The sequence below is a fragment of the Arthrobacter sp. S41 genome (assembly GCF_004320535.1).
Lineage (GTDB): Bacteria > Actinomycetota > Actinomycetes > Actinomycetales > Micrococcaceae > Glutamicibacter.
In genome coordinates, this window is record NZ_SIHY01000001.1 from 1,788,145 (window position 1) to 1,814,188 (window position 26,044).

The following is a 26,044-nucleotide window of genomic DNA, read 5'->3' on the forward strand; positions in this document are numbered from 1 at the left end:
ACTATGCAAGATGAAACGCTGTTGCAGACGGTCGAAGATGAGTTCACTGCCATACTTTTGCACGCCCGAGATATGATCGTTCGCCGCGCAAAAGCGGTCCACCCCGATTTGCAGGCGCCTGGTTACCGCCTGCTCGGTCTTGTCATCCGCGAAGACGCTCAGCAACAGGGCGCTTTGGCCGAAAAGCTTCGTCTAGATAAGGCAACTATTTCCCGACTGGTTCAGCAGCTAGAGTCCTTGGGCCTAGTGAACCGGACCCAAGATCCCTCTGACGGCCGCGCTCAACTGGTCTCTGCCACGGCACTGGCTAGAGACAAGTGGCGCGACAGCGGAAACACCCTGCGTCAGGAACTGCGCCGCCAGCTCACCGAATGGGAAGCTAGCGAACTACAAAACTTTGGACAGCTGTTGCACCGACTGAACATCAGTTTCGAAGAGCTGACCTAAAGACAACGATTCAAGCTACTGCATCAAAGCTAAGAAGTCATCAGCGCTCAAGGCAGACTGCTGACCAGCCTCCGATTCGTCACCCAAAACGTCATTAAACAGCTGCGTCTTTTTGGCTTGTAAGGCCAGCACCTTGGACTCGATGGTGTCCTTGGCGACCAGACGATACACGTAAACCGGTCGTTCCTGACCAATGCGGTGTGCACGGTCAATGGCCTGAGCTTCCGCAGCCGGATTCCACCAAGGATCCAACAAGATGCAGTAATCAGCAGCGGTGAGGTTGATACCAAAACCGCCGGACTTCAACGAGATGAAGAAGACCGGGAAGTCCCCATTGCTGAACCCATCGATCATTTCTTTTCGCTTGATTCCACTAGTGGAACCATCTAGGTAACCGTGCTCAATATCTAGCGATACGGCAACGTCCCGCGCCTTGGTCAAGAAGCTGGTGAACTGGCTGAAGACCAAGATCTTGTGTCCTTCAGCCACTGCGTCGGCCATCAGTTCTCGTAGTAGCTCAAGCTTGGCGCTCGGGCCGTCACCTTCACCGACCAAGGACGGATCTAAGGCCAGTTGGCGTAGCAACGTGAGCGACTGCAAAATCTTGAAACGGTTGGAATCTACGTCATCAACCAATCCGAGCACTTCTTGTCGTACCCGCTGGAAGCGACGGTCATAGGCCTTACGGTGACTTGGTTCCAGCTCAACTTCCAGAATCTGTTCGGTTTTTGCTGGAAGTTCCGGAACCACCTGTTCCTTGGTGCGTCGAAGTACAAATGGACGCAACCGGCTCTTGAGACGATCGAGTCTTTCTTTATCACCGTCGGAAATCTGCTTCTGATAAATATCCTTGAAGGCCTTCTGTCCGCCCAACAGTCCAGGGGCAGCCAAGGAAACCAGAGCCCACAGCTCAAGGAGATTATTTTCCATCGGCGTACCAGTGACAACGAACTTACAAGGCACCGGCAACTGGCGCGCTTGCTTATAGCCCTTTGAGGTGTGGTTCTTCAGCTGTTGCGCTTCATCCATGATCATCACGGAGAATCCGGCAGCTTCAAACTCTTCATAGGACAGTCGGAAGATCGTGTAGCTAGTGACAATCAGCTGCGCGTCACCCAACTGATCCTTGATGCTCTGCCCGGCCTTTTTTGACGTGGAGCTAATCCCCCGCGTACGAAGGTTCGGCGCGAAACGCTGCGCTTCATTGATCCAGTTACCTACCACCGAGGTCGGGGCAAGAACCAAGAACTTTTGATCAGGGTTTTCCGTGCGCGCTTGCTCCAGACAGGCCAGCAACTGGACCGTTTTACCCAAGCCCATGTCATCTGCGAGCACTCCACCCAGTGAGTGGGTACGCAAGAAATTCAGCCAGGCCAGTCCCTGCTCCTGGTACGGGCGCAAATTCGCTTTGAAACTTTCTGGCAGAGCTACGGGCGCAAGTTCCTCGCCACTGGTCAGCTCGTTCATGGTTTCTAGCCAGGCGTTGTGCTGAGCTTCAATGATGCCCAAGTCCAGCAGTTGTTGCCACCAGTCGATGCTCAGCTTGTGGATGCGAATCGTATCGCCTTCAACTGTGCCCAGTTCCCCAGCTTCATTGACCAACTGACGTAGCTGAGCAAAGTCAGCACCGGCGATAGGAATGACGGTCAGATCATCTAAGACAAGGTAGTCCTCATGCCGAGTCAGCGCTGCGAGTAGTTGAGGGAAAGGTACCTTGACCTCATCAATGGTGACTTCAATCGAAAGGTCGAACCAGTCTCCGGTGCTTTCTCCAGCTTCAACGGCAACGGTGGCTGGCGCGTCATTAATTTGGTACTTTGGCAGACGGTTTTGCGCTTCGATTAATACGTCCGGGTGCTCTTCGAGCAGCGGAAGGGTATAAACCAAGAAGTCGATGGACTGAGACATGCTCAGGTCTTGATCTTCAAAAATGCCCGAAGAGTTCGCTGGTCCCAAGGCAGCGTCGTCGCCAAGCTTGTCCTTGATCGAGGCTAGGATTTCCTTCTCGATGCCACGTTGCCGTGGCGCCTTGGACGGGTACTTCCACGAATAGCGCAGGGCGACAACTTCTGGGCTGCTAGATACAGCCAGCCGCAGGACGGGACGAGCAGGGGCAGGAATTTTATAGCTAACGTCAACGCTTTTCAGCGGGGCCAAGTGGCGCATGCGTTCCAGATGTTTTTCCTCAAAACGCGGAACATCTACTGCTGGAACGAACTGAACTCCAGAAGCAATAAAAGAGGCAAGTTCCGCTGAAACAGGCTCAGCAAATTCTGCCAGTCCCCAGTCTTTGGCCTTGGTCAACGGCTTAGCCGAGTACACCAAAAATGTCGGTGGATTTCCGACAGGGAGTACATGTGAATCTTGTGGATCAGGCGCGGAAATGAACCCTTCCATGGTCAAGCCATCTTCACCCCGGCGCAGATCTACAAAAGCATTCGCCGGCTCAGGGCTGAAGGTCACAGCGGGCTTGGCGTTGCTACTTCCGTTGATGATCTGCACTCCGGCTGCTTGCAGCGCAACGAAAGCTTCGAGCAAATCTTTGCCCGGCAGATCCATTAGCGAGATCCAGTCTTTGACGTCCCAGACATAACCGTATTTTTGCTTTTCAGCCTGCTCTCGCAGCTGGTCCAGTTCACTTATGGCGCGGCGCTGTTCTTTGGAGAACCGCTTGTCAAAGGCCACAGACTTCCAGCTCACTCCGGTCTGAATCCATGGGCTCTTGGTACCTTGTCGCGCCGGGCGAGCCTGAAGGGTCAGGACATCATCGCTACCGTAGCGTGGTTCGCTAACGATTTTTAGAATGAGGCCCAGCGGCTCTTGGGCGACGTCCTGTTCATCATCAATGACGGGCAATAGGCGGTTAAGACTACGTTCCCACTGCGGCACCGCTTGACGTTGCCAGTCATGCGGCCGCACCGCACCGTCGGTGACGTACAGAGGCTCATCATCTTCGTTAATGGTTTCAATCAATAACGCGGCGACTTCTTCGCAGCGAGTACTGGTGGGGTGTTTGCTGCAACCACCTTCAAATGAAATCCCTTGCGCTTCAAATCGGAAGGTTGCGTTCACCTGCGCGCCGAGCACCTGTCCGCGCACTTGAGTAAGACCGGCTTCAACGTGGCGTTCAACGTGCGAGACCTTTCCCGACTGATAGTAGAACGCACCAATCTCCAACGTGTCCTGGTCCAGTACCAAGTCCAAGTTTTTGATAGTCAGCTGGTATTCCATATCCGCCAATCGTTGTGTACGCAATAGAGCCGGTTGCTACCCTCCATCCTATCGACGGTTACCGACAGCTTCGTAATGACGAAAAGTTAAGCGAATGCTTTACTCGCAGCGGTACTCAAGGATAAAAATGAATCACTGAATCACGAGTTCCACTCACTGCGGCCCTGGCTGAGTGGACGGCAACCCTCTAGCCATTGTGCGGGGTGCCCCAGGTGAAGATTCGACGCATCTTGAGAGTCAAGAAGCGTAAACGATGGCGCACCCTTGCGTCAGAAAAGGGGAACACCTCTTATGCCTACCGCAACCAAGAAACTTTCCGTAGCCGAAGACCGTTCTGCGCGTTTGCAAGAAGCTGACGCTGGGTGGGGTGAACGCATTTCGGCAGCCCCACAGAGCGCACAACTCACGTTTAGTGTTCGTGGCGAAGGCTTCGGCTCTGTTGCCAGTAACATCAGGGCCGGCAAGCACAGCTTTACCGTTGATGAACCAGCTGCACTGGGAGGCAGCGACATCGCGGCCAGCCCGGTGGAATATGCTTTGGCAGCGTTGGTTTCCTGCCAAGTAGTTGTTTACCGTCTGTACGCGGAAAACTTGGGCATCCAAGTGGATGATGTGCAGATCACCGCTGATGGCCAACTTGATGTTCGTGGCCTATTTGGCATTGATGAAACAATTCGTCCGGGCTTCTCCTCCGTGGACTTGCAGGTGCACATCGCTGGTCCTGAAGCCGCCGAGCGTTATGAAGAACTACGCCAGGCAGTGGACGCCCATTGCCCAGTGTTGGACTTGTTCACCAACCCGGTGCCGGTGACTACCTCTGTGCGCGTTGTCGAAACCAATAATTAGTCTCAGCTGAACCAAAAGCGCACTGCGGTGGCCCGAATTTCAGGGCCACCGCAGTGCGCTTTACAGTGATGGATTATTCGCTACGGAAATCCAGTAGGACCTTGCCCGAGGTGGAAGCATCCTTGGCCGTTTCAAAAGCTTCAAGACTTTGGCCCACTGGGAACTCGTGGGTGACAGCATCCGAGATCTGTAACGACCCGTCGGCCAAGGCAGCAAGCACGTGGTCAATTTCGTCGTTAAACCGGAACGAACCAACGAGTTCAAGTTCACGGGTGATGGCAAGCGAGATCAGTGCTGGCTGCTCACCGGTTGGTAGCAGGCCAACCATGACCACTCGTCCGCCACGTGTAGCGCCGCGCACTGCCGAGGCCAGGCCACGGTAGTTACCGCTAGCCTCAATCACTACGTCGGCATTCACCTTGGCAATGGACTCTTGATCATCGGCTCGCAGGGTAGACGTTGCACCGAGCTTTGTTGCGATCTGAAGTGGCTTGTCATGCATGTCCACCGCAATGATTTCTGCGGCTCCGGCGCGCTTGAGCACGGCGACTGCCAAAGCTCCAATGGGGCCGGCACCGATGACCAGTGCGCGCTTTCCAGCAACATCTCCCGCACGTGAAACTGCATGCCAGGCCACTGCTGCTGGTTCCGCCAACGCGGCATCACGTAGTGAAAGGGACTCGGGTAGAGCGCGCAACATCCGAGCAGGTAGGTTGACCTCGCGGGCGAACGCACCTTCGGTGTGTGGATAGCGGGCTGCAGATCCTAAATAGGTGCAGCCTGGAGACAGGTTGGGACGTTCGGTCGGATAAGGTTCGCCAGTTTCACCGGGAGTTGCCGGGTGCACGGCAATTTTGGTGCCAGCCGCTGGCCCACGGCCATCGGCGGCCGCCTGCAGCACAGTGCCGACAATCTCGTGGCCTAAAACCATAGGTGCTTTAAGAATGGATTCACCGGCAGCACCATGGCTCCAGTAGTGCAGATCCGATCCGCAGATACCGCCGTAGGCGATGGAAATGCGAGCTTCATCCGCAGCCGGTGCGGCTAGCTCGATCTGCTCAACACGTAGGTCCCCTGCAGCGTGGGCGACAACGGCTTCGGTACTAGTAGCTAGGGTGTTAGACGACAACGCTCATGCCTCCGTCGATAAAGATAGTTTGTCCGTTGACGTAGTTGGAACCGTCAGAGGCCAGCCATACTGCCGGGCCGGCCAAGTCCTCCACGGTTCCCCAACGGGCAGCTGGTGTGCGGCCCAAGATCCAGGAGTTGAACTTCTCATCGTCAACGAGGTTCTGGGTCATTTCGGTGTGGATGTAGCCAGGTGCGATGCCATTAATTTGCAGTCCGGAACCAGCCCATTCGGCGGTCATGGCGCGGGTGAGGTTTCGCAGGCCACCCTTGGCCGCGGTGTACGCGGAAATGGTGGGGCGGGCCAAGTCGGTTTGTACCGAGCAGATGTTGATGATCTTGCCTTCACCGCGCTGCACCATGCCACGGGCTACTTCGCGTCCTACCAAGAACGCGCTGGTCAGGTTGGTATCAATGACACGCTGCCAGTCAGCTAGTTCAAGCTCAAGCATTGGTACGCGGTGCTGGATTCCAGCGTTGTTGACCAAGATGCGGATGGCGCCGATGTTCTTTTCTACGGCCTCGATATTTTCACGTACCGCCGCGTCATCAGTGACGTCAAAGCATGCACTGTGAATTTTTTCGGTGCCGTAATGGCTGCTAAATTCGGCAACGGTTTGGGCCAAGCGTTGCTCATCGCGTCCATGAAGAATGACGGTGGCGCCGGCATCGGCTAGCGCTCGGGCAAGTTCGCGGCCAATGCCGCGGGAGGACCCGGTGACCAGGGCCAAACGTCCGGATAGGTCAAAAAGTTGACTCATGAATTCCCTCGCAAGAAGTGTCGATAATTCACCGACGGGAACCCATCACCGGCCTTGGCCTAGTGGTGTATCCAAAAAGTAGCCCCGTCGCTCCCTCAAAAGATATCAGATATATGTGACGCACGTTGCAATAAAGTACGATTTATGAATTGCTGGACGAGTAGTTGATGGCTCAAAGAATCTCCAGCCGCCATGGGTGGCTGGGAATGCTTTTCCGCAAGTTCGGCAGGGTCACTCTGTCGAGCAGCGCACATTTCCGCCAGTCACACTATGGGTCCACGAAAACTAACTTTTCGCGATGGAACAGTTCTCGAATACCAGAACGTTCTCATCTGCCACCATTCGACACTCGCCAGTGATCACGAGACGGCTTCCTCGCGCAATACACTCCAGGGCTCGAAACGAAGCTCTCGCTTTGGAGCCATAGGGAAGAACAAAAACTGCAAGTAGCTCGCCGTCCGGTCGATCAGACCCCTCAATTACCGGCGTCGAGTACATGCTTTGCCCCGCGCGAGGTGAGGTCAATTCGACGGCAAGTTTGCGCCCAAGGTAATTCTTTTCAGATGCTTCCGGATCTTCAAGGAACTCATTGAGCAACGCCCCTGATGTCAATCATTAGCCACTTCGTTTCCGATGCGTTCTGCAGGCAATAACTCCGCCAGCCGCTCAAGGACCACCCGTAGATGCTCACTCTCCTTGGCACCGAGCAATTCAACAACCTGCTCTTCGAGGCCATCCACGATAGCCTCGCCTGCGTTCAGCGCGATGCGGCCGGCATCAGTCAAATGCAATTCCTGCACTTGCGCGTGCCGCGGATGAACCTTCCGCTCAATGAGGCCGAGTGTTTCCAACCGGTTGGCCAGAGAAGCGATTGCCTGAGGAGTGACGTTTAGTCGACGTGCAAGCGTGGCTCCAGCAAGCCCCGGTTCGGCGCTCACCGATGCGAGCAACGTGTGGTGCGAGGAGCGTAAACCCACCGCTCGAAGCTGACGGTCTTTAAGGTTCTGCACTGCCAGCTCCGCCCGGCGCAACGCCCAAATTACTCGGGCTCGGGGATCCGGGGTCTCCGCCATAGAATTTTCACTCATAACTTTAATGTACACTCATTGTCATCTATCAAACGCTTTATACTCGTCAACACTTCGAGTCAATATGCCTCGACCAATCGCATTCATCACAGGAGCTAGTTCTGGGATCGGCGCCGCCATGGCAACGGTTCTTGCCGAGGCGGGCCACGACTTAGTACTTGTCGCCCGGAGAGCAGACAGGCTAGCAGCGCTAGCCGAGCGACTTTCCGACGCGGGAGCAAGCTCAGAAACCCTGACCGTAGACCTCTCCGAGAAAGCAGGCCTGAAACGCGCAGTTGAACGTGCCGCTGCCGGTGACATTGATGTCCTCGTATCAAATGCAGGAGTCAGCGCTTATGGGCCGTTCGCAGAAATCGACCCCGGTGAGCTGGATCGAGCTTGGACACTAAATGCTGATGTCACACCGGTCCTGGCCAGAGCAGCACTCCCCGGCATGCTGGGACGCGGGCGGGGTGGAATCATCAGTGTTGCCTCCAACCTCGCATTTAGTGCGGGTGCCGACCAACCCCCGGGTACTAACTCGTCGTCGGGAACGCCCGGCACAAGTGCAACGTTGCCACAGCGCGCGCTGTACGTGGGAGCTAAGGCAGGGACGATGGCTTTTACCCGAGTTCTCGCATCGGAGTTGCACGGCACCGGGGTGCAGGCAACTGTAGTGTGCCCGGGTTTGGTGTCCACGGAATGGAACGGTGGAAAGTCGCAGGGCCCCCGTGCCATGACGGCCGAAGACGTAGCTCAGGCAGGGTGGGCAGGATTCTCGCTCGGTGAAGTCGTTTGTCTTCCCGGACTGGAAGATGAACAACTAGTCGAGCAATTTACCGGAATTGAACGCCGCATCATGGGCGAAAATCTTGGATCTGAGCTCGCGACTCGCTACCGGAATCAAGAAGCCAGCGCCTCCGAATAATCGCCAACCAAACAGGGCGGTCCCTAAAGGCTTGGAGTAGAGCAGGGCCGCCACCATGAACACATATTTAAGATCGATGTCTTCCTGCTGCGCCTTGGGGTATTGCCCGTAGACGAAGACGTGGGTTCCGGACTAATTTGGGGATCTAGTGCGTCTGCGAGTAGAACCAAGTGATGTGTTCCTCGAGCAGCTGCGCTGCACGTTCACGATGGCCAGTAGCAAAGGCATGGTGAATGGCCTTGTGTTGGCGGCGTAAAACCTTAACCACAGGTTGCCACGATTCGTCGTCAGGAATCGATGCCGCAACATAGTCACTAATCGAGTTGCGCAGCGATTCCATCATGGACTCCACCACCGCATTGCCGGCCATGGAAGCCAGCAGTACGTGGAACTCGGCATCAATACGATGGAAGGATTCGCGGGACAGTTGCGCGTCATCCATACGCATAATCAACACAGCAGTGCGCTCAATGACCTGCTGTGCCTGGATTGGATCGCGCGGAGTCATTTGCGCAGCCCAGGTCTCGAGCAGAATGCGCGATTCAACGATCTCGCGAACGTTAATGCCCTTGGCAGCCAAATGCAGACGCAGGGCTTGAGAGATTCCGGCGGCCGGGTTGGAAACAATCACGGCACCGGAGTTGGGTCCAGAGCCCGTAGAGGTTTTGATAATTCCCATTACGTCGAGGATACGGATGGCATCACGTACCGACGCACGGGAGATCCCATGTTGCTCCGCGAGCGCACGTTCACCTGGAAGCTGGTCCCCTAGAGACAACTTCTCGGTACGCAGATCCTCTTCAATGGCTTGAAGCACGATTTGGTACGCACGCGGAGCTGGGTTTATTGGCATCGGAACTATTTTAGCCGTTCATCTGGCTATGGAAGCATCCACGAAAGCACCGGAGTGGACTGAAGATAGACCAAGCAACACAGCACCAGCAACATGCCCACTGACCAACCGGCCACCTTCTTGAGGATGACCGATTCTTGGCCTTCCATCTTTACGCTGGTCGCGGCAATAGCCAGGTTCTGCGGGGAGATCAGCTTGCCAACCACACCACCGGAAGTATTGGCTGCCACCAGCAGATGCGGATCAATACCCGCATTCACACCGGCGGTCTGCTGCAGCTTGGCGAACAACGCGTTGGCAGAAGTATCCGAGCCGGTCACGGCGGTGCCGATCCAGCCAAGAATTGGTGAAAGGAACGCAAAGAATCCACCGGCTCCAGCCAGCCAAGTGCCCACGGTGATGGTCTGCCCGGACAGGTTCATCACGTAGGCCAAGCCGAGCACCGAAAGGATGGTCAACGCGGCAAATCGCATGTTGTAGATAGTCTTGCCGATTTCCGACAGACCTTCACCAAAGGTCAAGGCGTACTTGCCGCCGGAGGTATTGCGTGAATATACAAAAGCAACAATCACGCCGGTGATCAGCAGCAGAGTACCCGGCGAGGACAACCACGAGAAGGTGTACATGGTTGACGAGACAGCCTTGCCGCTGGAGTCCACCACTTCCCCATATAGTCCTGGCCAACCGAACTTGATGTCAGTACTAGCCAGCCACGCTGGGATGTCGATTCCCAATTTCCACAGTTTGGCCAGGCCGAAGATGACGATGACCAGCAAGTATGGGAACAGCGCCATCCAGGTATTTAGTCCGTGCAATTTAGTGCCCTGCTCCACCGGCAATGCAGCAGCCTCAGCGGTCAACACGCGCTGGCGTGCTTCGGATGCACCCTTAGGAGTCCAGAAGCGCAATAAGATAACCGCCGCGGCCAAACCAACCAAGGAGGCAACGATATCGGTGAGCTCATAGGAGAAGTACGTGGAGCACAACCACTGGGCGATGCCGAAGGAAATACCGATGATCAACGTGGCCGGTAAAGTCTGGCGCACACCCCGCCAGCCATCAAGAATGAGCACCAAGATGGTTGGTACAAACAACGCCAACAGTGGCGATTGGTGGCCTACCACAGCACCAATTTCATGAGCCGGGATTCCGGTCAATGCTCCGGCGGTAGTGATGGGTATGGCCACCGCACCAAAAGCCACTGGTGCAGTGTTGGCAATCAGCACGGCACAAGCCGCACGCAGCGGAGATAGCCCCAAAGCCAGCAGCATGGTGGCGGTAATGGCCACCGGTGCGCCAAATCCAGCCAGCGCTTCAAGCAAGCCACCAAAGCAGAAGGCGATCAGCACGGCCTGGATTCTTACGTCCCCTCCACCGATCACATCAAAGACTCGACGCAGGTCTTCGAAGCGTCCTGATTTGACGGTGACTTGGTAAAGGAAGATCGCCATTACGACAATCCAGACAATCGGGAAGGCACCAAACACCATCCCCATCGCCCCGGAGTTTAGTGCCATCAATACCGGCATTTTCCAGCCAATAATGGCGACAATAATGGCCACGGCAAGAGATCCCAACCCGGCCCAGTGCGCCTTGGTTTTGATCACCGCCAGCAGCACAAAAAAGGTGATCAACGGGATCAATGCAACCAGCGCGGAGAGGGCGACACTGCCCGCTATCGGCTCGGTGGATGGTGTAAACACGGTGTGGGCGTCCTTACTAGAAGATGGTCTGACCATATGTGGTCCGACCACCAAGAGTACAAGGTGATCGCCATCACGGCAAGCTCTTGACTATTACAAAAGATCCTGCATAGTATGGTCAGACCACACTCTGAAAGAGTCATTTATTATGCGAATCGCTCTCTTTGCCACGTGCATAGTGGACGCTATGTACCCAGAAACCGCCAAGTCGACAGTGAAGTTGCTCGAACGCTTGGGACATGAGGTAATTTTCCCCAAGGCACAAGCCTGCTGCGGGCAGATGCACATGAACTCCGGCTACATGCCCGAAGCCTTGCCCGTGGTCGAAAACCACATCAATGCCTTCGACACCGACGACTACGACGTTGCAGTCGCCCCTTCCGGTTCCTGCGTTGCCTCGGTTAAGCACCAGCACCCCTACCTAGCTGATCGCTTGGGCAAACCAGAACTCAAGGAACGAGCCAAGGCCGTTGGGGCGCGCACTTATGAACTGACCCAGCTACTGGTGGACGTTCTTGGCATCACCAATGCGGCCGAACAACTAGGCAGCTACTTCCCCGAAACCATCACCTACCACCCGTCCTGCCACGGCATGCGGTCCTTGGGACTAGGCGATCGACAGCTGGACCTACTCAAGACCGTCGGCGGTATTACCGTCAATGAACTTCCCGAAGCTGACCAGTGCTGCGGTTTTGGTGGAACCTTCTCGATCAAAAACGCGGATGTCTCCTCGGCCATGCTTGATGACAAGGTGAAGAACATCTGCTCCACCGGCGCCTCAGCGTGCTCCGGTGGCGATGCCTCCTGCCTGATGCACATCGGCGGCGGCCTCTCCCGCACCGGCGCCAAGCCCAAGACCCTGCACCTGGCCGACATCCTGGCCAGCACCATGGAAGAGACGGTGTCACTGTGACTCAGGTATTCCTCGGCATGCCGGCCGGCGGACAGGGCAACCTGTTCGAATCCGAGCCTTTCCCCAAGGCAGCGCACCGCGAACTGGGCAACACCCAGATGCGCAAAAACCTGCGCCATGCCACCCACACCATCCGCGATAAGCGCCTGAAGGTCGTTGGTGAACTCCCCGACTGGGAAGCCCTGCGTGATGCGGGCAGCGTCATCAAGAACAATTCGATGGCCACCCTTGAAGAGCGTCTGCTGGAATTCGAAAAGAACTTCACGGCACGCGGCGGTATTGTCCACTGGGCCCGTGACGCGGATGAAGCGAACCAGATTGTCACCGATCTTGTTAAAGCCACCGGCTCCACCGAGGTGGTCAAGGTTAAGTCCATGGCCACTCAGGAAATTGGTCTCAACGAGCACTTGGAAACCGAAGGTATTAGTGCTTTTGAAACCGACCTTGCCGAACTGATTGTCCAGCTAGGCCACGACAAGCCAAGCCACATCCTGGTTCCTGCCATCCACAAAAACCGCACCGAGGTGCGCGACATCTTCCTGAAGGAGATGCCGGTGGTGGATCCGAACCTGACCGATGAGCCAGCCAAGTTGGCCGAAGCGGCTCGTGCCCACCTACGCAAGAAGTTCTTGGCTGCCAAGGTCGCGATCTCCGGAGCCAACTTTGCCCTAGCCGATACCGGCACCTTGGGCGTGGTCGAGTCCGAAGGCAACGGCCGCATGTGCCTGACCCTGCCAGAAACCCTGATCACCGTGATGGGTATCGAGAAGGTACTGCCGCAGTGGGAGGACATCGAGGTCTTCATGCAGCTGTTGCCACGCTCCTCCACCGGCGAGCGCATGAACCCGTACACCTCACTGTGGACCGGTGTCACCGAAGACGACGGCCCGCAGAATGTGCACATCGTCTTGCTCGATAACGGACGCACCCGAGCCCTGGCCGATCGTTTTGGCCGCACCGCGCTGAACTGCATTCGTTGCTCGGCCTGCATGAACGTCTGCCCGGTCTACGAGCGCACGGGCGGTCACGCCTATGGTTCAACCTACCCGGGCCCGATCGGCGCGATCCTCTCCCCGCTGCTCACCGGCATCGAGGTTGAGGAAAACGGATCTCTTCCTTACGCTTCCTCACTGTGTGGGGCTTGTTATGAAGCCTGCCCGGTAAAGATCAACATCCCAGAAATCCTTGTGCACCTGCGCGGCGAAGATGTGGATGCCAAACGTGAGAAGCACAAACTGCCTACCCAGATGGATCTATTGATGAAGGGCGGATCTTGGGCTTTGGGCAAGGGCAAAAATATTGGTCTGCTCGAAAAAGCACTGCCACTGGGTCGATTGGCCGCCGGTAAGGATAGGAAGATCAAAAAGCTGCCGGGCATCGCTGCCGGGTGGACCCAGAGCCGCGACATTCCCGCACCACCAAGTAAGTCTTTCCGCGACTGGTGGAGCGACGAAAAGGAGTCCAAGTGAGCGCCAAAGATGAGATCCTCTCAAGGATTCGTACGGCCCTAGCCGATACCCCGGTGACCGAAGAAGTGCCGCGCGAATACCGCACCACCTCCGCCATGAATGAAGAGCAGCTCATCGAACTCTTGGTAGACCGTTTGGTGGATTACAAGGCCGGCGTTGAGGTCATCGATGCGGCGCAGATTCCTGAATTTGTGGCAGCCAAGCTCAAGGACGCCAGCAGTGTTGTCTACCCGCAGGGCCTAGATAGCAACTGGCTTTCGGCGCTAGACAAAGATGTGGAACAGCGTCTTGATGCTCCCGGCGCCCGCTTGAGTGTGGCCGAACTAGATGCCACCAGCGCGGTAGTGACTTCTTCAGCAGTCTCCGTCGCGGAGTCGGGCACCATCATCCTTGATGGTCAGCCAGATCAGGGACGTCGTGCCATCTCGTTGGTACCGGATCACCACGTGTGCATTGTGCCGATCTCCACGATTGTGCAGCTACTGCCCGAAGCCATGCCACGGCTTTCTATCACCCGCCCGCTAACTTGGATTTCTGGGCCTTCGGCCACCAGTGATATCGAGCTCGAACGTGTTGAGGGTGTGCACGGTCCACGAACCTTGGATGTACTGATGGTGCGCGGTCTGTAATTCGACGCGCTCAGACTTGTGGCCGATTCCCCACCCAGATTCGGGCGGGCAATCGGCCACAACTATTTCTTCTGCAAGCTCTACTTGGTGGTCACAGCCATTTCGTTAGGCTCCGCGTCCAGTTTCACGGTCGCAGTCTTTTTACCGGTCTCAAGGTCGATGGCGTACACCGACTTCTTAGCTGGTTCGCTGACGTAGGCGGTGTTGCCATCAATGCGCAGGGACGGGTGGGCTTCCTGCCATTCGGCCGGTCCTTCCCACGGGTCAATAACATCGATGTCACGGGTGATCTTCCCGGTGCTTGGATCAATCACGTGGATCTTACCGTCGGTACCTAACAGGTAACCAAGATCCTGTGGACCACGGGTGAGTCCGCGCCAGGTGTATTCAATTCCCTTGGGCAGATCTACTACCTTGTAGCTGAGCTTGGCGGTATCGATCAGGGTGATCTGGTGCAGCAAATTGCCCTCGGCATCTGGGTCATCCTTGTAGTCGCCAATGACTAATTCACTGGTTGGTGAGACGTAGGCGTTGCCCATGCGACCGTAGGTATCAGGTGCGGTGAGCTTCGTGAATTTTCCGTCAGCAAATACCAATGCCCCGTCCTCACAGCCGAAGACTGCACGGCCATCTGCAGCGGTACCTTCACCGTGCACTCCCGGGCAATCGGTGCTTTCGGCGATCTTCTGCTGTTTGTCATCAAGCAGTTTCACACCGGTACGTGAGGTGTCATCACCAACGGTGGTCAACAAGGAACCGTCGTCCAAGGCCACCGAGACCCCGTGATGAGCTGGGGATTCGACAGTTTGAACCTCCGGCAATTTTCCATCGGCCTCTGCGAGCTTATCGGTGTCGAAGATCGTGGTGGTTCCGCTGCCGTCGTCAAAGAGCGCTGTCTTGCCAGCATGTGGAACCACATGTCCAGCAGCTCCGGCGTCAAAGGTGGTCTCGGTCAGTTCAGGAGCCGTTGCATCCAGAACTTGGAATCCTTTGGAGGTGGTGAGCAGGAAGTTTTTGCCATCTCCTGCCGAGTTCAATCGCGTGAATTCTTCGGTGTCAAAACTCTTGAGTACTTTCAGTGACTTCCCGTCGAGTACTGAGACGCCGTCTTTATAGGTCACCGCGATCCTAGTTGGTGACACAGTTTCGGATTCGGCAGCACTGGGTGCGGTGCATGCGGTGGCCAGTAGACCTAGGACGGCTAGAGCTGACCCGGCTTTGAGGGTGCGAGGCGAGATGAGATTCATGATTCCTTTCTTGTTGCGCTTAGTTGCGCAGGGCATGGGTGATTCGTTCGGTGTTCACTTGCATCATCTGCAGATAGCTATCGGCCCCTTGATGCGGTGGCGTGAGCGATTCTGAATACAATTCGACGATTTGTACCTCTACTTGGGCTTCATCGGCCAGGGCGCGTGCCAGCTTGTCCGGCTGGGCCGACTCAACAAAGATCGCAGGGACCTTTGAACTACGAATGGCTTCGGCCAGCGACGCTAGATCCGCTGCACTTGGAGAGGCCAGTGTTGTCCCCGAAGGGATCACTGCCCCAATGGTTTTGAATCCGAAGCGTTCGGCGAGATAACCAAAAACATGGTGGTTGGTTACCAACGCCCGAGACTGTTCGGGAATCTGCGCGAAAGAAGCGGTCATCTGCTGTTCAAGCTCAGTGAGCTCGGCGCGGTACCCCTGGGTATCGGAAGCCAACTGTTCCGCAGAAATTCCGGGGAGATCCTTGAGTTGCTGGTGTAAGGCGTCAACCACCTGGATCATCTTTGCTGGGTCGGTCCAGAAATGTGGGTCGGCTGCACCGTTAGACCCTGCAACCTCTAGAACCTCAAAATGATCGCTGGCGACAAAGTGGTTGTTTTCGGCCTCATCAACCGCGTCCAGCTGATGTTGCAGGCCTTCTTCCAAATTCAACCCGTTGGAAACCACCAGGTCTGAATCATGGAGCAAGGCGGCTTGCTGCGCGGAGATCTCAAAGGAGTGCGGATCAACATTCGGTGGCATCAGCGTGTGAACTTGGGCTTGGTCACCGACTAGGTTCTGCACAACATTTCCAAGAATGTTGGTGGTGACCACAATGCTCGGTTTCTCATCTTGCTGTGCCGTGCCGATGCAGCCAGTCAGTAACAGCGATACGCCCAGCAGCAAGGCCAGCGCTTTACCTGAGTGCCTTATATTGTTGCTCATCAATTCCCCACCTGAGTCATCCAGGTCGGATCTATTTGCGGGCTAAGGGTGCGGGCGATCCGTGCTGAATCAGCAAAATCGATTTCAAACACTCTCTTCTGCGCAGGGGCATTCACGTAGGCTCGCTGAGCATCGACGACCAAATTTGTGCTCGCCAAGGCCTGAGGATTTTTCACAGTTTCCTGAAGCACTGGCTTGCTGACTCCGGTAGTTTTTCCGGCTTCTGTGGAGTAGACCAGCACCCGTCCGCTTGCATCTACAGCCACCACGTTGCCGTCTTTATCCCCCACGGCAGTGACCTTCAGGAGGTTCTGATCCTCCATAATTCTGTTCATGCTCAGGTCTCGGGTATTAATAACCCAAGCCCCTCGCTCCCCTGCCAGACCAGCCACCACAGGGCGGGCCTTGCGATGTTCAAGCTGGTCAACTCGTTCATCAGCGGTAGTCCCTTGGGGATATTTCACCAGTTCAAATTCTGGGTGTCCAGGCTGTTCTTCGTTGGCAACGAGGATGCCTTCTTCACATGCGATAGCGAGTCCTGCAGCAGTCTGTGTGGCATCACTCGGGTTAGCGCAGGGAGCGTTTGCACCGTCTACCGGGTGGCCCTCGGCGTCCAAATATTGCACTTGTGCCGGAGCCGTTTCACTTTTAGCTTCGCTAGTTATGGCACCTTCTCCCAGCGGAGTCAGTAGACCTTGATGAGGTGAGGCTTGAGTAGTGAATTGTTCACTGACGTTACCCTTGGCCAGTTCAGAATTCTTTAGAAGAATTCCCCTTCCCGTCTTTGGGAAATAAACACCGGTACTTCCTGCGGTGGAGAGCGGTCCACCGATGATCTGCGCTGGTCCCTCGCCATCGAGATGACCGACAGTTTGCGGTGTGCCGCGGTAGTAATGGAAATGGTCCGTGTGGTTCCAGCTCCACATCCCGCTATCAACGATGTCTACCCCTGCCCCCGTATCTGCAAAGAGGTAGCGTCCCTCGGTTTGGAGGTTCTGGATGTTCTTTAGCTCGCTCAGTTCAGTTTCTTCATCGGTGAGCAGATCCAGCATTCCGCTTGTGCCGCTAGCGTCCACTGTCACTAGATGTAGTGGTGCCTCGGGCATTTCTTGTGCTCCTTCAACGGCTCCGTGATCTGCCGGTTCCACGGCGCTATCGTCGTTGGTGGCGGACGGAGAGGCGGCGCATCCCGCCAGTAGTACTGCGCTTAGTAGTACTGCGGTAAGTGAGTAGGACTGAGCCTTCATGTGGCACTTTCAACGTGTAGTAGCGATTTATTGTGTGTCGTTTCAGGCATGCACTTGTGAGTACTCAGAAGCTTTTGAATCAAGGCCGAAATGCCGGCCAACGAAATGGCCAGGCAAGAGATTGAAGGCCCCGCTGCCGTTTGTGCGTACCAAGAAATTAGTAGTCCGCCGCTCACACTGAGCACTCCGAAAACGGCGGCCAGGATCATGATGGCGGGAATGCGCGCTACCCAAACCTTGGCCGCTACGACTGGCGCCAGTAGCATGCCAACCACCAGCAACGTTCCGACAGACCGGAAGGAGGCTGTGATAGACAGCGCTACTAAAAGCACCAGCATGATTTGTGCTAGTCCTGGCTTGAAGCCCAAGGTCAAGGCGATTCGAGTGTCGAACGCACTAGCTACGAAGGCTCGGTGAAACTTCACGGCAATGGCCACGCTCAGCAACAAGGCACCGGCTAGAAGCCACAGGTCCGCAGTGTTGATGGCCAGGATGTCGCCAAAGAGCATGCTTGTGGCGTCCGTGGCAAAGCTACGTGAGTGGGAGACGATGATGATTCCCAGTGACAGCATGCCCACGAAGACCAGACCGATGCTGGTGTCGTAGGAAAGTTTTCCTTTCCGTTGCATTGCACCAAGTAGGCCAGTCATCACCACGGCACTGGCCGCAGCGCCGAGCATTACCGGCAGTCCCAATACGGTCGCGAGGGCAACTCCAGGGAGCATGCCGTGGCCTATCGCTTCGCCGAGAAAAGCCATCCCACGAATCACGACCCATGTACCGGCGATGGCACAAATAACTGCGACCAAGCTGCCGCCGATCAGGGCGCGCTCCATGAACTCAGAAGTGAAAGGAAGTATCAACACATGACACAGAGTAACCTTAAATGAGAATCATTATCAATTGCTACACTGGAGCTATGACAACACCCAACACTTTGATCCACGTTCACTCGGTGCATTTTTCCTATGCTCAGGAAGAAATACTGCATGGAGTATCACTGACTATCAACAGGGGAGAAATACTGGCCATCACAGGCGCCAATGGGTCAGGAAAGTCAACATTGCTTGAACTGATTGCTGGTGTCATGCTGCCCAGCCACGGTCACATCGAACGACCGGTTCCAGTTGCGCTGGTGGTTCAAAGGCCCAACACTCCCCCGGCTCTGCCACTGAGTGTGGCCGATGTTGTAGCGATGGGGACATGGCACACTCGATCCACACGAATAGAACGCAATCGGATCGTCGCACAGGGACTAGAGCGCGTGGGCCTTAGTGGATTTGAACGCCGAAATTTCTCCACGCTTTCCGGCGGGCAGCGCCAGCGTGCGCTAGTTGCTCAAGGATTGGTCCAGCAAACTCCCGTACTACTGCTCGATGAACCTCTGGCTTCGCTGGATACTTCAAGTCGGGATGCGATTCATAAGATTTTGCGCGCCGAAGCGGACCATGGCCTAGCGGTGGTGCTGGTGACCCATGATCACGATTCTCAAATGCTTGCGGATCGAACCATTACCTTGCGCGACGGCGCTATTGCGCAGCGCCCAATACCAAGCCTGGCCACCTAACGCTAGCTATCGATGCTACGGATGCCTTCTCGATATGAGTGTTATGCCGTGCCTCGTTCTAAAAGAACGCGTGGACAAGTACGCCCACACCCATGATGAATAGCGCTGCGCAAGCAATCCATTCCAAGCGCAAAGCGATCTCTGGGCGCTTGAACCAGTGCATCGCTTTTGACGCTGCCGTGCTCAAAATCAGCATGTAGATGAATCCAACCGAAGCGAAGATTGCGCCCAGCCCCATGCCCCACACGAAGGTATTAGAACCTTGGGGAATAAAGCTTGGCATCATCGCTAGAAACAGTAGGCCCAGCTTCGGATTGAGCGCAGCCGAGAGCATGCCGGCGGTAAAAGTTTTGCCCAGCGAGTGAACCTGCCGCGCGGTGGTGGAACGGGTTTCGGTGCGAGCGATAGCGCTGTCGGCTTTAGCGACCGCTCGTGATTTGAAAAAACCAGAGAGCCCGAGATAGATCAGATACAGTCCACCGAGAGTCGAGATGACCGTCTCAACGATAGGGAATCGTTGAATGACCGAAGCTGCCCCAGCCCCTGCCAGAGTGGCCCAAGCAAAGATGGCCACCATCATCCCGAGAGCCGCGATGACTCCGTGTAGCTGACGAACCAGCGAATAGCGCAGTACCAAAAAAGTATCCGGTCCGGGTGAAAGTGTCACCATCACGCACACGCCAAGATACGCGCAAAACGAAGCCCAAGTCATGATTCACCATTCTAGAAACCAATTGGCTTGCCCGACTAACTGATGACTTTTCTTAGCGCCTCGAAGTGACATCTCATTGACCCAAACACAATCTATTTGGGTGAATTGGCCGCATGATTGATTTAATGAACTAACCACCTAGTCTGAAAGCAGGCCGCAATGTCGACTCCGAATGGCGAACCACAGAATCCGTACACTTCAGGCCAGCCAAACCAAGGACAAAATCAGCAGAATGGCCAGTCCCGTCAGTATCAGCAGTTCGGATACCAACAGTCGCCTAATCAGAGCTCGCCGTACCAACAGGGTTATCAGGGTTACCCAAATCAGGGGTACCCAAATCAGAATCAGATCGTAGGCAGCCAGCTCGCGCAAACTTCAATGATTCTGGGCACCATCTCACTCTTCCTTCTCGGAATCATCCTCGGCCCCATCGCCATCATCAAGGCTCGTCAGGCCGAGCGCGAGTTTAATACTCCAGCAACCGTTGGCAAGGTAACCGGCTGGATCGGCTTAATCCTTGGCCTCATCTACGTGCTGAGTTTTGTCGGTGTGATCGTATTTGCGATCATGGCACCGGAAGCGCCTGAATCCGCTTACAGTTACTAAGCTCAGAAAACGCTTCATACAACAACAAAGCCTCCGAACCACGAATGGTTCGGAGGCTTTGTCTGTATCGGCCCTCTATTCCGTCACCCCATGCGACGGCCTTCGGGAAGTTTTATTTAGGCTTCGGTTGGAAGCACGAAGGAAGCATCGATTTCGATCTTGACCTTGTCGCTGACCAAAACACCGCCAGCTTCAAGAGCTGCGTTCCAGGTGATGCCGAATTCCTTGCGGGAAATGGTGGTGCTTGCGAAGAAGCCAGCGCGGGTTGCACCGAATGCGTCCACTGCCTGGCCACCAAGCTCTACGTCGAATTCAACTTCCTTCGAAACGCCACGGACGGTCAGCTCGCCGACCAAGACGAATTCTTCCGAGTCACCCTTGATGCCGGTGGACTTGAAGGTCATGGCTGGGAACTGCTCGGCGTCGAAGAAGTCAGCGCTCTTGAGGTGTCCATCGCGGTTTGCGTCCTTGGTGTTGACCGAGGCGATCTGAACGTTGGCAACAACGCTGGAGTCAGCCAGGGTTTCGCCGACGGTCAGGGTTGCATCGAATTCGGTGAAGCTACCGCGAACCTTGGAGATACCAGCGTGACGGACCGAGAAGCCGACCTCGGAGTGTGAAGCGTCAAGGTTCCAGGTGCCGGAAGTCAGTGCAGATTCAGTCATATCTAAGTCCTTTCATCACGCCAACAATTAGTTGACGGTTCAATTTGTTTTGCTGATACAAGTATTGCACGAAGAAAGTTGAAGCGTCAACAACTTTGCTAAAAATTTTCCTCGTTTTAGAGACTCAACCCGATAAATCGTTTCTGACTTGAATGTTTGCCAGAAAACTTATTTTGCCTCGGCTCCTGTGACGCCCTGAACGTGTCCGCGAACAGCCACACCAGTCTCATTCACCTTTTCAATCATGCGCCCATCACTTGCCGTTGGGAATAACTTCCCGTGAATCTTCAATGACAAAGGCTGGATCCCGACACTTTCAAGTGTCAGGATCCAGCCTTTGGTAGTGAGCAGTTGTCATTGAGCAGTAAGAAGATCAGGCCTACGGCTTGGAGACTAGCCCCTCGCCAACCATCCATTCAAAGGCGACGTCCGCCGGTTCGCGCCCAACCACATCAACTTGGTAGTTCAGTTCCATCAACACCTCATCGGTGAGCAATGGAGCGATCTCACCCATGATCTTTTTGACGTCTGGATGTTCCTTCAAGAATGCCTCGTTGAAGGCCGGAGCAGCGTTGTAACTTGGGAAGTACTTCTTATCGTCCTCCAGCACCGTCAGATTCAGCGCCTTGATACGACCGTCGGTGGTGAACACCTCTCCGAAGTCACAGGCTCCTGAAGCCGTTGCTTGATAGATGGCACCTACGTCGTAGAGACCGATGTTGTTCTCAGATACTTGAGACCCACGATCAATGCCATAGTGTTCCAGCATTGGAGTCAAACCATCACGACGTGAGTTGAATTCAGGATCAACACAGAAGGTTAGGTCTTTCGTATCCAAACTCTTCAGCTCTGAGAGCTTAGTGATGCCCAGACGCTTTGCCGTCTTTTCGTTCATGGCCATGGCGTACGTATTGTTCAGTGGTGCCGGCTTGCCCCAGTTGATGCCATTGGGCACGTCTTCCTTCTGCACCGCTTCCCACTGAGCTTTTTCGCCAACCACTGGTTTCTCATGCCCGAGGTACGTCAACCAGGCTGTGCCGGTATATTCCCACAGCATGCTTGCATCTCCAGAGAGCAAGAGCTGACGTGCAGGCTGAGATCCCGGAACGTTGGTCAAGTCGGTGACATCATATCCGGCAGCTTCCAAGGCAATCACGGAGATCTTGCCCAACAGCAGCTGCTCGGTGAACGACTTAGAAGTCACGGTCACCTTCGGAGCATCAGCAGCGTCGGCAACCGGCTGAATTTTCCCGGGCCCCACTTCTGGAACGGTGCCAGTGGATGGACTCAGGCCACAACCGGTCAAACCGATCACGGCGGCAACGGACAACACCGAGAGTTTTAGTACGTGTTTCATGACAGTCCCTTCGGACGTGCAACCTGTTCAACTACTCGCCCCAGCCAATCAATGGTCAGAGCCAGCAAAGCCACCAGCAAGGAACCGGTAATCAGTACGACGTTCAGGTTCAGGTTCACGCCGGTAGTGATCAAGATGCCCAGTCCACCGCCGTTGATGAAAGTGGCCAGCGTTGCTGTACCCACCAAGAGGACCAACGCGGTGCGGATGCCCGAAAGCATGACCGGAACTGCCAGAGGCAGCTCTACCTTGAACAGCACAGACATCAAAGACATGCCAATACCGCGCCCGGCTTCCACGATGCGCTGGTCAACCTGTTGCAATCCCACGATGGTGTTGGAGAGCACCGGAAGAATCGCGTAGATCACCAGTGAAACGATGGCAGTTTTCGATCCAAAGCCAAGCCAAAAAGCTAACAAGACAATGACACCGATAGCCGGTGCAGCTTGCCCGAAGTTAGCGATGGCGCGAACGATTGGGGCAGCGCGCCGCAATGAGGGACGGGTCAGTAGGATGCCCAACGGGATGGCGATAATCAGAACAATGATCGTTGCAATCACCGTCAGTTGCAGATGCTGAAGCGTGTAGCCCCAAATGGTGGCGGGATCCAGTGTCTGGCGCTCAGTCTCGGTGAGATCTGCGCTTAACAGCCAGATAACCAGCACCGCGAAGGCGATGGCAATGCCAATGATCTGCCATATCAGGCTTCGTTTTTCTCCGCTCATACGGGTTCACCATCCGGCGTGATGGCTTCACTTTCAATGTCCACCACATTGATCGCACCAGAATTCAAACCGACCGGCGCGTTGTGGGCTCCATCCTGGGAACCGTTAGCTGCCGCAATGGCTTCCATAACGGTCTGCACCGAGATGACGCCAAGAAGCACGTCGCGACGACCGGTGACCAAAGCGGACTCGGAACTGGCTACCAGCATCGTATCCAGCGCGTCATTCAGGGTTGCCTGCTCGCCAACTACTGGCAGATTCTGATCACGCGTGCCATCGATGATTTCTGCACGCGATAGCTGACGTCGATCCAAGCGACGCAATGGGCGGCCACGCGAGTCCAAGACCACAGCGTGTTTGCGCCCGGCACCCTGCAGATGGGAAAGCACCTCTGAAGCTCGCTTGCCCGGAGTGGTTGTGACTGCTTCTTCCAGCTCAACTTCGTTGACTCGGGTCAAGGTCAGCTGCTTGAGCCCGGCGCCTGAGCCGATGAAGTTTTCGACAAACTCGCTGGCGGGGTTGGCCAGAATTCGTTCTGGCGAATCGTACTGCTCCAGTTGTGCACCTTCGTTGAAGATGGCAATCCAATCCCCCAGCTTCACGGCCTCATCAAAGTCGTGGGTGACACAGACGATGGTTTTCTGAACTTCAGACTGAATATTCAGAAGCTCATCCTGAAGTCGCTGACGGGTAATCGGATCCACCGCGCCAAAAGGCTCATCCATCAGCAAGACCGGTGGATCAGCGGCCAAGGCGCGGGCTACACCAACACGCTGCTGTTGTCCGCCGGAAAGTTCCTTCGGGAAGCGGTCGCGGTACATCTCGGGATCCAGCGAGACCAACTCGAGAAGCTCATCAACACGAGCAGCGATCTTTTCCTTTGACCAGCCCAGCATCTTAGGAACCATGGCGATGTTAGTTGCCACGGTCATGTGCGGGAACAGGCCGCCAGCCTGAATGACGTAACCGATGCGACGACGTAGTTCATCGCCGTTCATTCCGGTCACGTCTTCGCCGTTGATGACGATTTTTCCGCTGGTGGGCTCGATCAGACGGTTGATCATCTTCAGTGTGGTGGTCTTGCCACAACCGGAAGGACCAACAAACATCACGATTGAACCGGCTGGAATTTCCAGGGTGAGTCCCCCGACGGCAGATTTCTTCTGCCCGGGGTAGGTTTTGGTGACTTCTTCAAGCATGATCGAAGCGCCAGTGACATTCTGGGCAGTCAAAGTTTCGGAATTCTTATTTTCAGACACGGATACCTCGCGGGGTAGTTAGTCGGCCGATGCCGAGCAAAATCAGGTCAAGAATGAGAGCCAGAATCACGACGCCGACAACGCCGGTAACCACTGATTCAAGGGCATTAGCGCCGCCTAAACGGGAAAGACCTTGGAAGATAAATCCGCCAAGTCCAGGGCCCAAGGCGTAGGAAACAACGGCGGCTACACCCATCACCATCTGCGCCGAAACACGCACGCCGGTGAGGATCACTGGCCAAGCAATGGGCAGTTCAACGGAAACAAGGGTTTTCATTCGGCTCATGCCGATGCCCCTGGCTGATTCGACAATGGTTGGTTCAATGTTGTTCAGGCCTACGATGGCGTTGCGCAGAATCGGCAAGGCGGCAAAGAAGGTCACAACGATCACTGCTGGTGCGACACCAAAACCAAACGGGACAATGAGCAAACCGATCAGTGCAAAGGATGGGACGGTCAGGCCGATGGCACTGACGGAGTTCGCGATTCCAGATAATGCCTTATTGCGATACACCAGTACGGCAAGCACTACTGAAATGATGGTTGCCAGAATCAGGCACTGCAGGACAAGCGAAAAGTGTTGCCAGGAGGAGAAGAGGATATTGCGATATCGCTCCTCAAAAAATTCACCCACATTAAAACCTACTTCACTTTAGTTACGTATCAAGCTCGATCTCAGGACGCATAAATCGCCCTGTTCCTGCCCTGAGCTTACCGGGGGTTATCTAGCTCACCAAGGTTCGCGGCGTTTCCTGACTTGGTACATGGGCAGTTAGCTTGCTCAAAACAATGCTTGTGGGAACCTGAAACAGGGTGTGATTTCAACGAGAAATGTAGTGAGATGGAACCATGAAACTTGCAACGCTCCGCCTCACCAGCGAACCAGGACACACCACCGCAGCCGTCATCGAAGATGGCCGAGCCTACTACCTAGACAACCTTGATACCGTCCAGCGATTCCTGCGCTTGGATGAGCCAACGCAGCAGGAAGTCATCGCTCGTGCACTGGTGGGTGAGTCTATTGCTGAAGGTGAAGCTCACTACGCGCCGCTGATTCCTAACCCGTCAAAGATCTACTGCATCGGACTGAACTACAAGTCCCACGCTGCTGAAGTTGGTCAAGAGTTGCCTAAATACCCCACAGTGTTCGCGAAGTTCGCTTCGTCGCTGTGCGGCGCAAACGACGAAGTAGAAATCCCTGTCGAAGATCACCGGGTGGACTATGAAGCTGAACTAGCAATCATCATTGGTACGCCGGGCCGGCGTATCGCCGAAGAAGATGCCGCATCACATATCGCGGGTTACGCCGTATCCAGTGACGTGTCGATGCGAGGCTTCCAAGGACGAAGCTCCGAATGGCTTCAAGGAAAGATTTGGGACCACTCCACTCCGCTAGGTCCATGGCTGGTGACGCCAGATGAGCTAGATCCGGCAGCAAAAATCACCAGTGCCGTGAACGGAGTTATCGTCCAGGAAGGCCAGATTGATGATTTGATCTTCAACGCTGAGCAGTTGGTGTCCTACTTGTCGACGTTTAACGAACTTCAGCCAGGCGATGTCATCCTCACCGGTACTCCTGCTGGAGTGGCACTGGGACGTCGCGACGAAAACGGTCGTCACCCGTGGCTCAAGCATGGTGACGTGCTGGAAACTCGCATCGATGGCCTAGGTGTTGCTCGCACAACCTTCAACGCTGCACAGCACTAGCTAGCTTTCCCTCATGGCCTGTCAGTTAGAACTG

25 protein-coding genes and 1 riboswitch are annotated in these 26,044 nt (G+C 55.3%); of the genes, 9 read left to right on the forward strand and 16 right to left on the reverse strand.

The features are described from left to right. Nucleotides 1-3: 3 nt before the first annotated feature. Nucleotides 4-447 carry a MarR family transcriptional regulator gene (locus tag EYR88_RS08265; RefSeq protein WP_131089165.1) on the forward strand — a complete coding sequence of 148 codons (444 nt, stop codon included), beginning with the start codon at nt 4-6 and terminating at the stop codon, nt 445-447. Nucleotides 448-462: 15 nt separating this feature from the next. Here the strand turns inward: EYR88_RS08265 and EYR88_RS08270 are convergent, their stop codons facing one another. Further along, on the reverse strand, nt 463-3,702 hold the full coding sequence (locus EYR88_RS08270) for a DEAD/DEAH box helicase (protein ID WP_131089166.1): 3,240 nt from the start codon (nt 3,700-3,702) through the stop codon (nt 463-465). A 114-nt stretch (nt 3,703-3,816) separates the two neighbouring features. Beyond that, a riboswitch (SAM riboswitch) is annotated at nt 3,817-3,937 on the forward strand. Between the two features lie 32 nt (nt 3,938-3,969). Between EYR88_RS08270 and EYR88_RS08275 the strand changes: the two genes are divergently transcribed. After that, nucleotides 3,970-4,524, forward strand: a complete 555-nt coding sequence (locus EYR88_RS08275; protein WP_131089167.1) for an OsmC family protein — start codon at nt 3,970-3,972, stop codon at nt 4,522-4,524. A gap of 73 nt (nt 4,525-4,597) precedes the next feature. Here the strand turns inward: EYR88_RS08275 and EYR88_RS08280 are convergent, their stop codons facing one another. From EYR88_RS08280 to EYR88_RS08290, 3 genes are all read right to left on the reverse strand, one after another. Next, a complete protein-coding gene (locus tag EYR88_RS08280) occupies nt 4,598-5,653 on the reverse strand; it encodes an L-idonate 5-dehydrogenase (RefSeq protein ID WP_131089168.1) in 1,056 nt (351 codons plus the stop codon). Next, nucleotides 5,643-6,413: an SDR family oxidoreductase gene (locus EYR88_RS08285; protein WP_131089169.1), complete on the reverse strand. Its 771-nt coding sequence runs from the start codon at nt 6,411-6,413 to the stop codon at nt 5,643-5,645. Before EYR88_RS08285 ends, EYR88_RS08280 begins: the two co-directional genes overlap by 11 nt. Nucleotides 6,414-7,021: 608 nt before the next feature. Next, a complete protein-coding gene (locus tag EYR88_RS08290; RefSeq protein ID WP_131089170.1) occupies nt 7,022-7,501 on the reverse strand; it encodes a MarR family transcriptional regulator in 480 nt (159 codons plus the stop codon). Between the two features lie 64 nt (nt 7,502-7,565). Between EYR88_RS08290 and EYR88_RS08295 the strand changes: the two genes are divergently transcribed. Beyond that, nucleotides 7,566-8,408 carry an SDR family NAD(P)-dependent oxidoreductase gene (locus EYR88_RS08295; protein WP_207306475.1) on the forward strand — a complete coding sequence of 281 codons (843 nt, stop codon included), beginning with the start codon at nt 7,566-7,568 and terminating at the stop codon, nt 8,406-8,408. A 145-nt stretch (nt 8,409-8,553) separates the two neighbouring features. Here the strand turns inward: EYR88_RS08295 and EYR88_RS08300 are convergent, their stop codons facing one another. Beyond that, entirely contained in the window at nt 8,554-9,261 is a 708-nt protein-coding gene (locus EYR88_RS08300; protein WP_131089171.1) for an FCD domain-containing protein, read from the reverse strand. A 26-nt stretch (nt 9,262-9,287) separates the two neighbouring features. After that, complete coding sequence (locus tag EYR88_RS08305) at nt 9,288-11,000, reverse strand: L-lactate permease (RefSeq protein ID WP_131089172.1); 1,713 nt, start codon at nt 10,998-11,000, stop codon at nt 9,288-9,290. Between the two features lie 112 nt (nt 11,001-11,112). On the opposite strand from EYR88_RS08305, the gene EYR88_RS08310 reads away from it, so the two are divergent. From EYR88_RS08310 to EYR88_RS08320, 3 genes are read left to right on the forward strand one after another with little or no spacing between them, the layout of a single operon-like run. Further along, on the forward strand, nt 11,113-11,877 hold the full coding sequence (locus tag EYR88_RS08310) for a (Fe-S)-binding protein (protein ID WP_131089173.1): 765 nt from the start codon (nt 11,113-11,115) through the stop codon (nt 11,875-11,877). After that, entirely contained in the window at nt 11,874-13,346 is a 1,473-nt protein-coding gene (locus EYR88_RS08315; protein ID WP_207306476.1) for a LutB/LldF family L-lactate oxidation iron-sulfur protein, read from the forward strand. Before EYR88_RS08310 ends, EYR88_RS08315 begins: the two co-directional genes overlap by 4 nt. Then, the gene (locus EYR88_RS08320) at nt 13,343-13,975 is read left to right on the forward strand and encodes a lactate utilization protein C (RefSeq protein WP_131089174.1); all 633 of its coding nucleotides are present in this window, start codon (nt 13,343-13,345) and stop codon (nt 13,973-13,975) included. The genes EYR88_RS08315 and EYR88_RS08320 overlap by 4 nt, the downstream gene beginning before the upstream one ends. An 80-nt stretch (nt 13,976-14,055) precedes the next feature. Here the strand turns inward: EYR88_RS08320 and aztD are convergent, their stop codons facing one another. Genes aztD through aztB form a run of 4 tightly spaced genes read right to left on the reverse strand, consistent with a single transcriptional unit; the run spans nt 14,056 to nt 18,278 of the window. After that, nucleotides 14,056-15,222, reverse strand: a complete 1,167-nt coding sequence (gene aztD / locus EYR88_RS08325) for a zinc metallochaperone AztD (RefSeq protein ID WP_131089175.1) — start codon at nt 15,220-15,222, stop codon at nt 14,056-14,058. Between the two features lie 19 nt (nt 15,223-15,241). Then, nucleotides 15,242-16,165: a metal ABC transporter substrate-binding protein gene (locus EYR88_RS08330; protein WP_131089176.1), complete on the reverse strand. Its 924-nt coding sequence runs from the start codon at nt 16,163-16,165 to the stop codon at nt 15,242-15,244. Next, nucleotides 16,165-17,412 carry an ABC transporter gene (locus EYR88_RS08335; RefSeq protein ID WP_131089177.1) on the reverse strand — a complete coding sequence of 416 codons (1,248 nt, stop codon included), beginning with the start codon at nt 17,410-17,412 and terminating at the stop codon, nt 16,165-16,167. Before EYR88_RS08335 ends, EYR88_RS08330 begins: the two co-directional genes overlap by 1 nt. Then, nucleotides 17,409-18,278: a zinc ABC transporter permease AztB gene (aztB, locus tag EYR88_RS08340; protein WP_242632491.1), complete on the reverse strand. Its 870-nt coding sequence runs from the start codon at nt 18,276-18,278 to the stop codon at nt 17,409-17,411. The genes EYR88_RS08335 and aztB overlap by 4 nt, the downstream gene beginning before the upstream one ends. Nucleotides 18,279-18,331: 53 nt before the next feature. Between aztB and EYR88_RS08345 the strand changes: the two genes are divergently transcribed. Further along, the gene (locus EYR88_RS08345) at nt 18,332-18,979 is read left to right on the forward strand and encodes an ATP-binding cassette domain-containing protein (protein ID WP_165477300.1); all 648 of its coding nucleotides are present in this window, start codon (nt 18,332-18,334) and stop codon (nt 18,977-18,979) included. A gap of 58 nt (nt 18,980-19,037) precedes the next feature. Here EYR88_RS08345 and EYR88_RS08350 read toward each other — a convergent pair whose 3' ends face one another. Further along, a complete protein-coding gene (locus tag EYR88_RS08350; RefSeq protein WP_131089179.1) occupies nt 19,038-19,691 on the reverse strand; it encodes a LysE family translocator in 654 nt (217 codons plus the stop codon). 159 nt (nt 19,692-19,850) lie between these two features. On the opposite strand from EYR88_RS08350, the gene EYR88_RS08355 reads away from it, so the two are divergent. After that, nucleotides 19,851-20,297, forward strand: coding sequence for a DUF4190 domain-containing protein (locus EYR88_RS08355; protein ID WP_131089180.1), 447 nt, complete (start codon nt 19,851-19,853; stop codon nt 20,295-20,297). Between the two features lie 116 nt (nt 20,298-20,413). Here EYR88_RS08355 and EYR88_RS08360 read toward each other — a convergent pair whose 3' ends face one another. From EYR88_RS08360 to EYR88_RS08380, 5 genes are all read right to left on the reverse strand, one after another. Next, complete coding sequence (locus tag EYR88_RS08360) at nt 20,414-20,962, reverse strand: YceI family protein (RefSeq protein WP_131089181.1); 549 nt, start codon at nt 20,960-20,962, stop codon at nt 20,414-20,416. 379 nt (nt 20,963-21,341) lie between these two features. After that, nucleotides 21,342-22,319 carry a glycine betaine ABC transporter substrate-binding protein gene (locus EYR88_RS08365; protein ID WP_131089182.1) on the reverse strand — a complete coding sequence of 326 codons (978 nt, stop codon included), beginning with the start codon at nt 22,317-22,319 and terminating at the stop codon, nt 21,342-21,344. Then, nucleotides 22,316-23,044 (reverse strand): ABC transporter permease, encoded by a 729-nt coding sequence (locus EYR88_RS08370; protein WP_131089183.1) that lies wholly within the window; start codon nt 23,042-23,044, stop codon nt 22,316-22,318. The genes EYR88_RS08365 and EYR88_RS08370 overlap by 4 nt, the downstream gene beginning before the upstream one ends. Continuing rightward, a complete protein-coding gene (locus tag EYR88_RS08375) occupies nt 23,041-24,243 on the reverse strand; it encodes an ABC transporter ATP-binding protein (protein ID WP_165477343.1) in 1,203 nt (400 codons plus the stop codon). The genes EYR88_RS08370 and EYR88_RS08375 overlap by 4 nt, the downstream gene beginning before the upstream one ends. 52 nt (nt 24,244-24,295) lie before the next feature. Then, a complete protein-coding gene (locus tag EYR88_RS08380) occupies nt 24,296-24,937 on the reverse strand; it encodes an ABC transporter permease (RefSeq protein WP_131089185.1) in 642 nt (213 codons plus the stop codon). A gap of 215 nt (nt 24,938-25,152) precedes the next feature. Here EYR88_RS08380 and EYR88_RS08385 point away from each other — a divergent pair, with 215 nt between their 5' ends. Next, nucleotides 25,153-26,010, forward strand: a complete 858-nt coding sequence (locus tag EYR88_RS08385; RefSeq protein ID WP_131089186.1) for a fumarylacetoacetate hydrolase family protein — start codon at nt 25,153-25,155, stop codon at nt 26,008-26,010. The last annotated feature ends 34 nt before the right edge of the window (nt 26,011-26,044 follow it).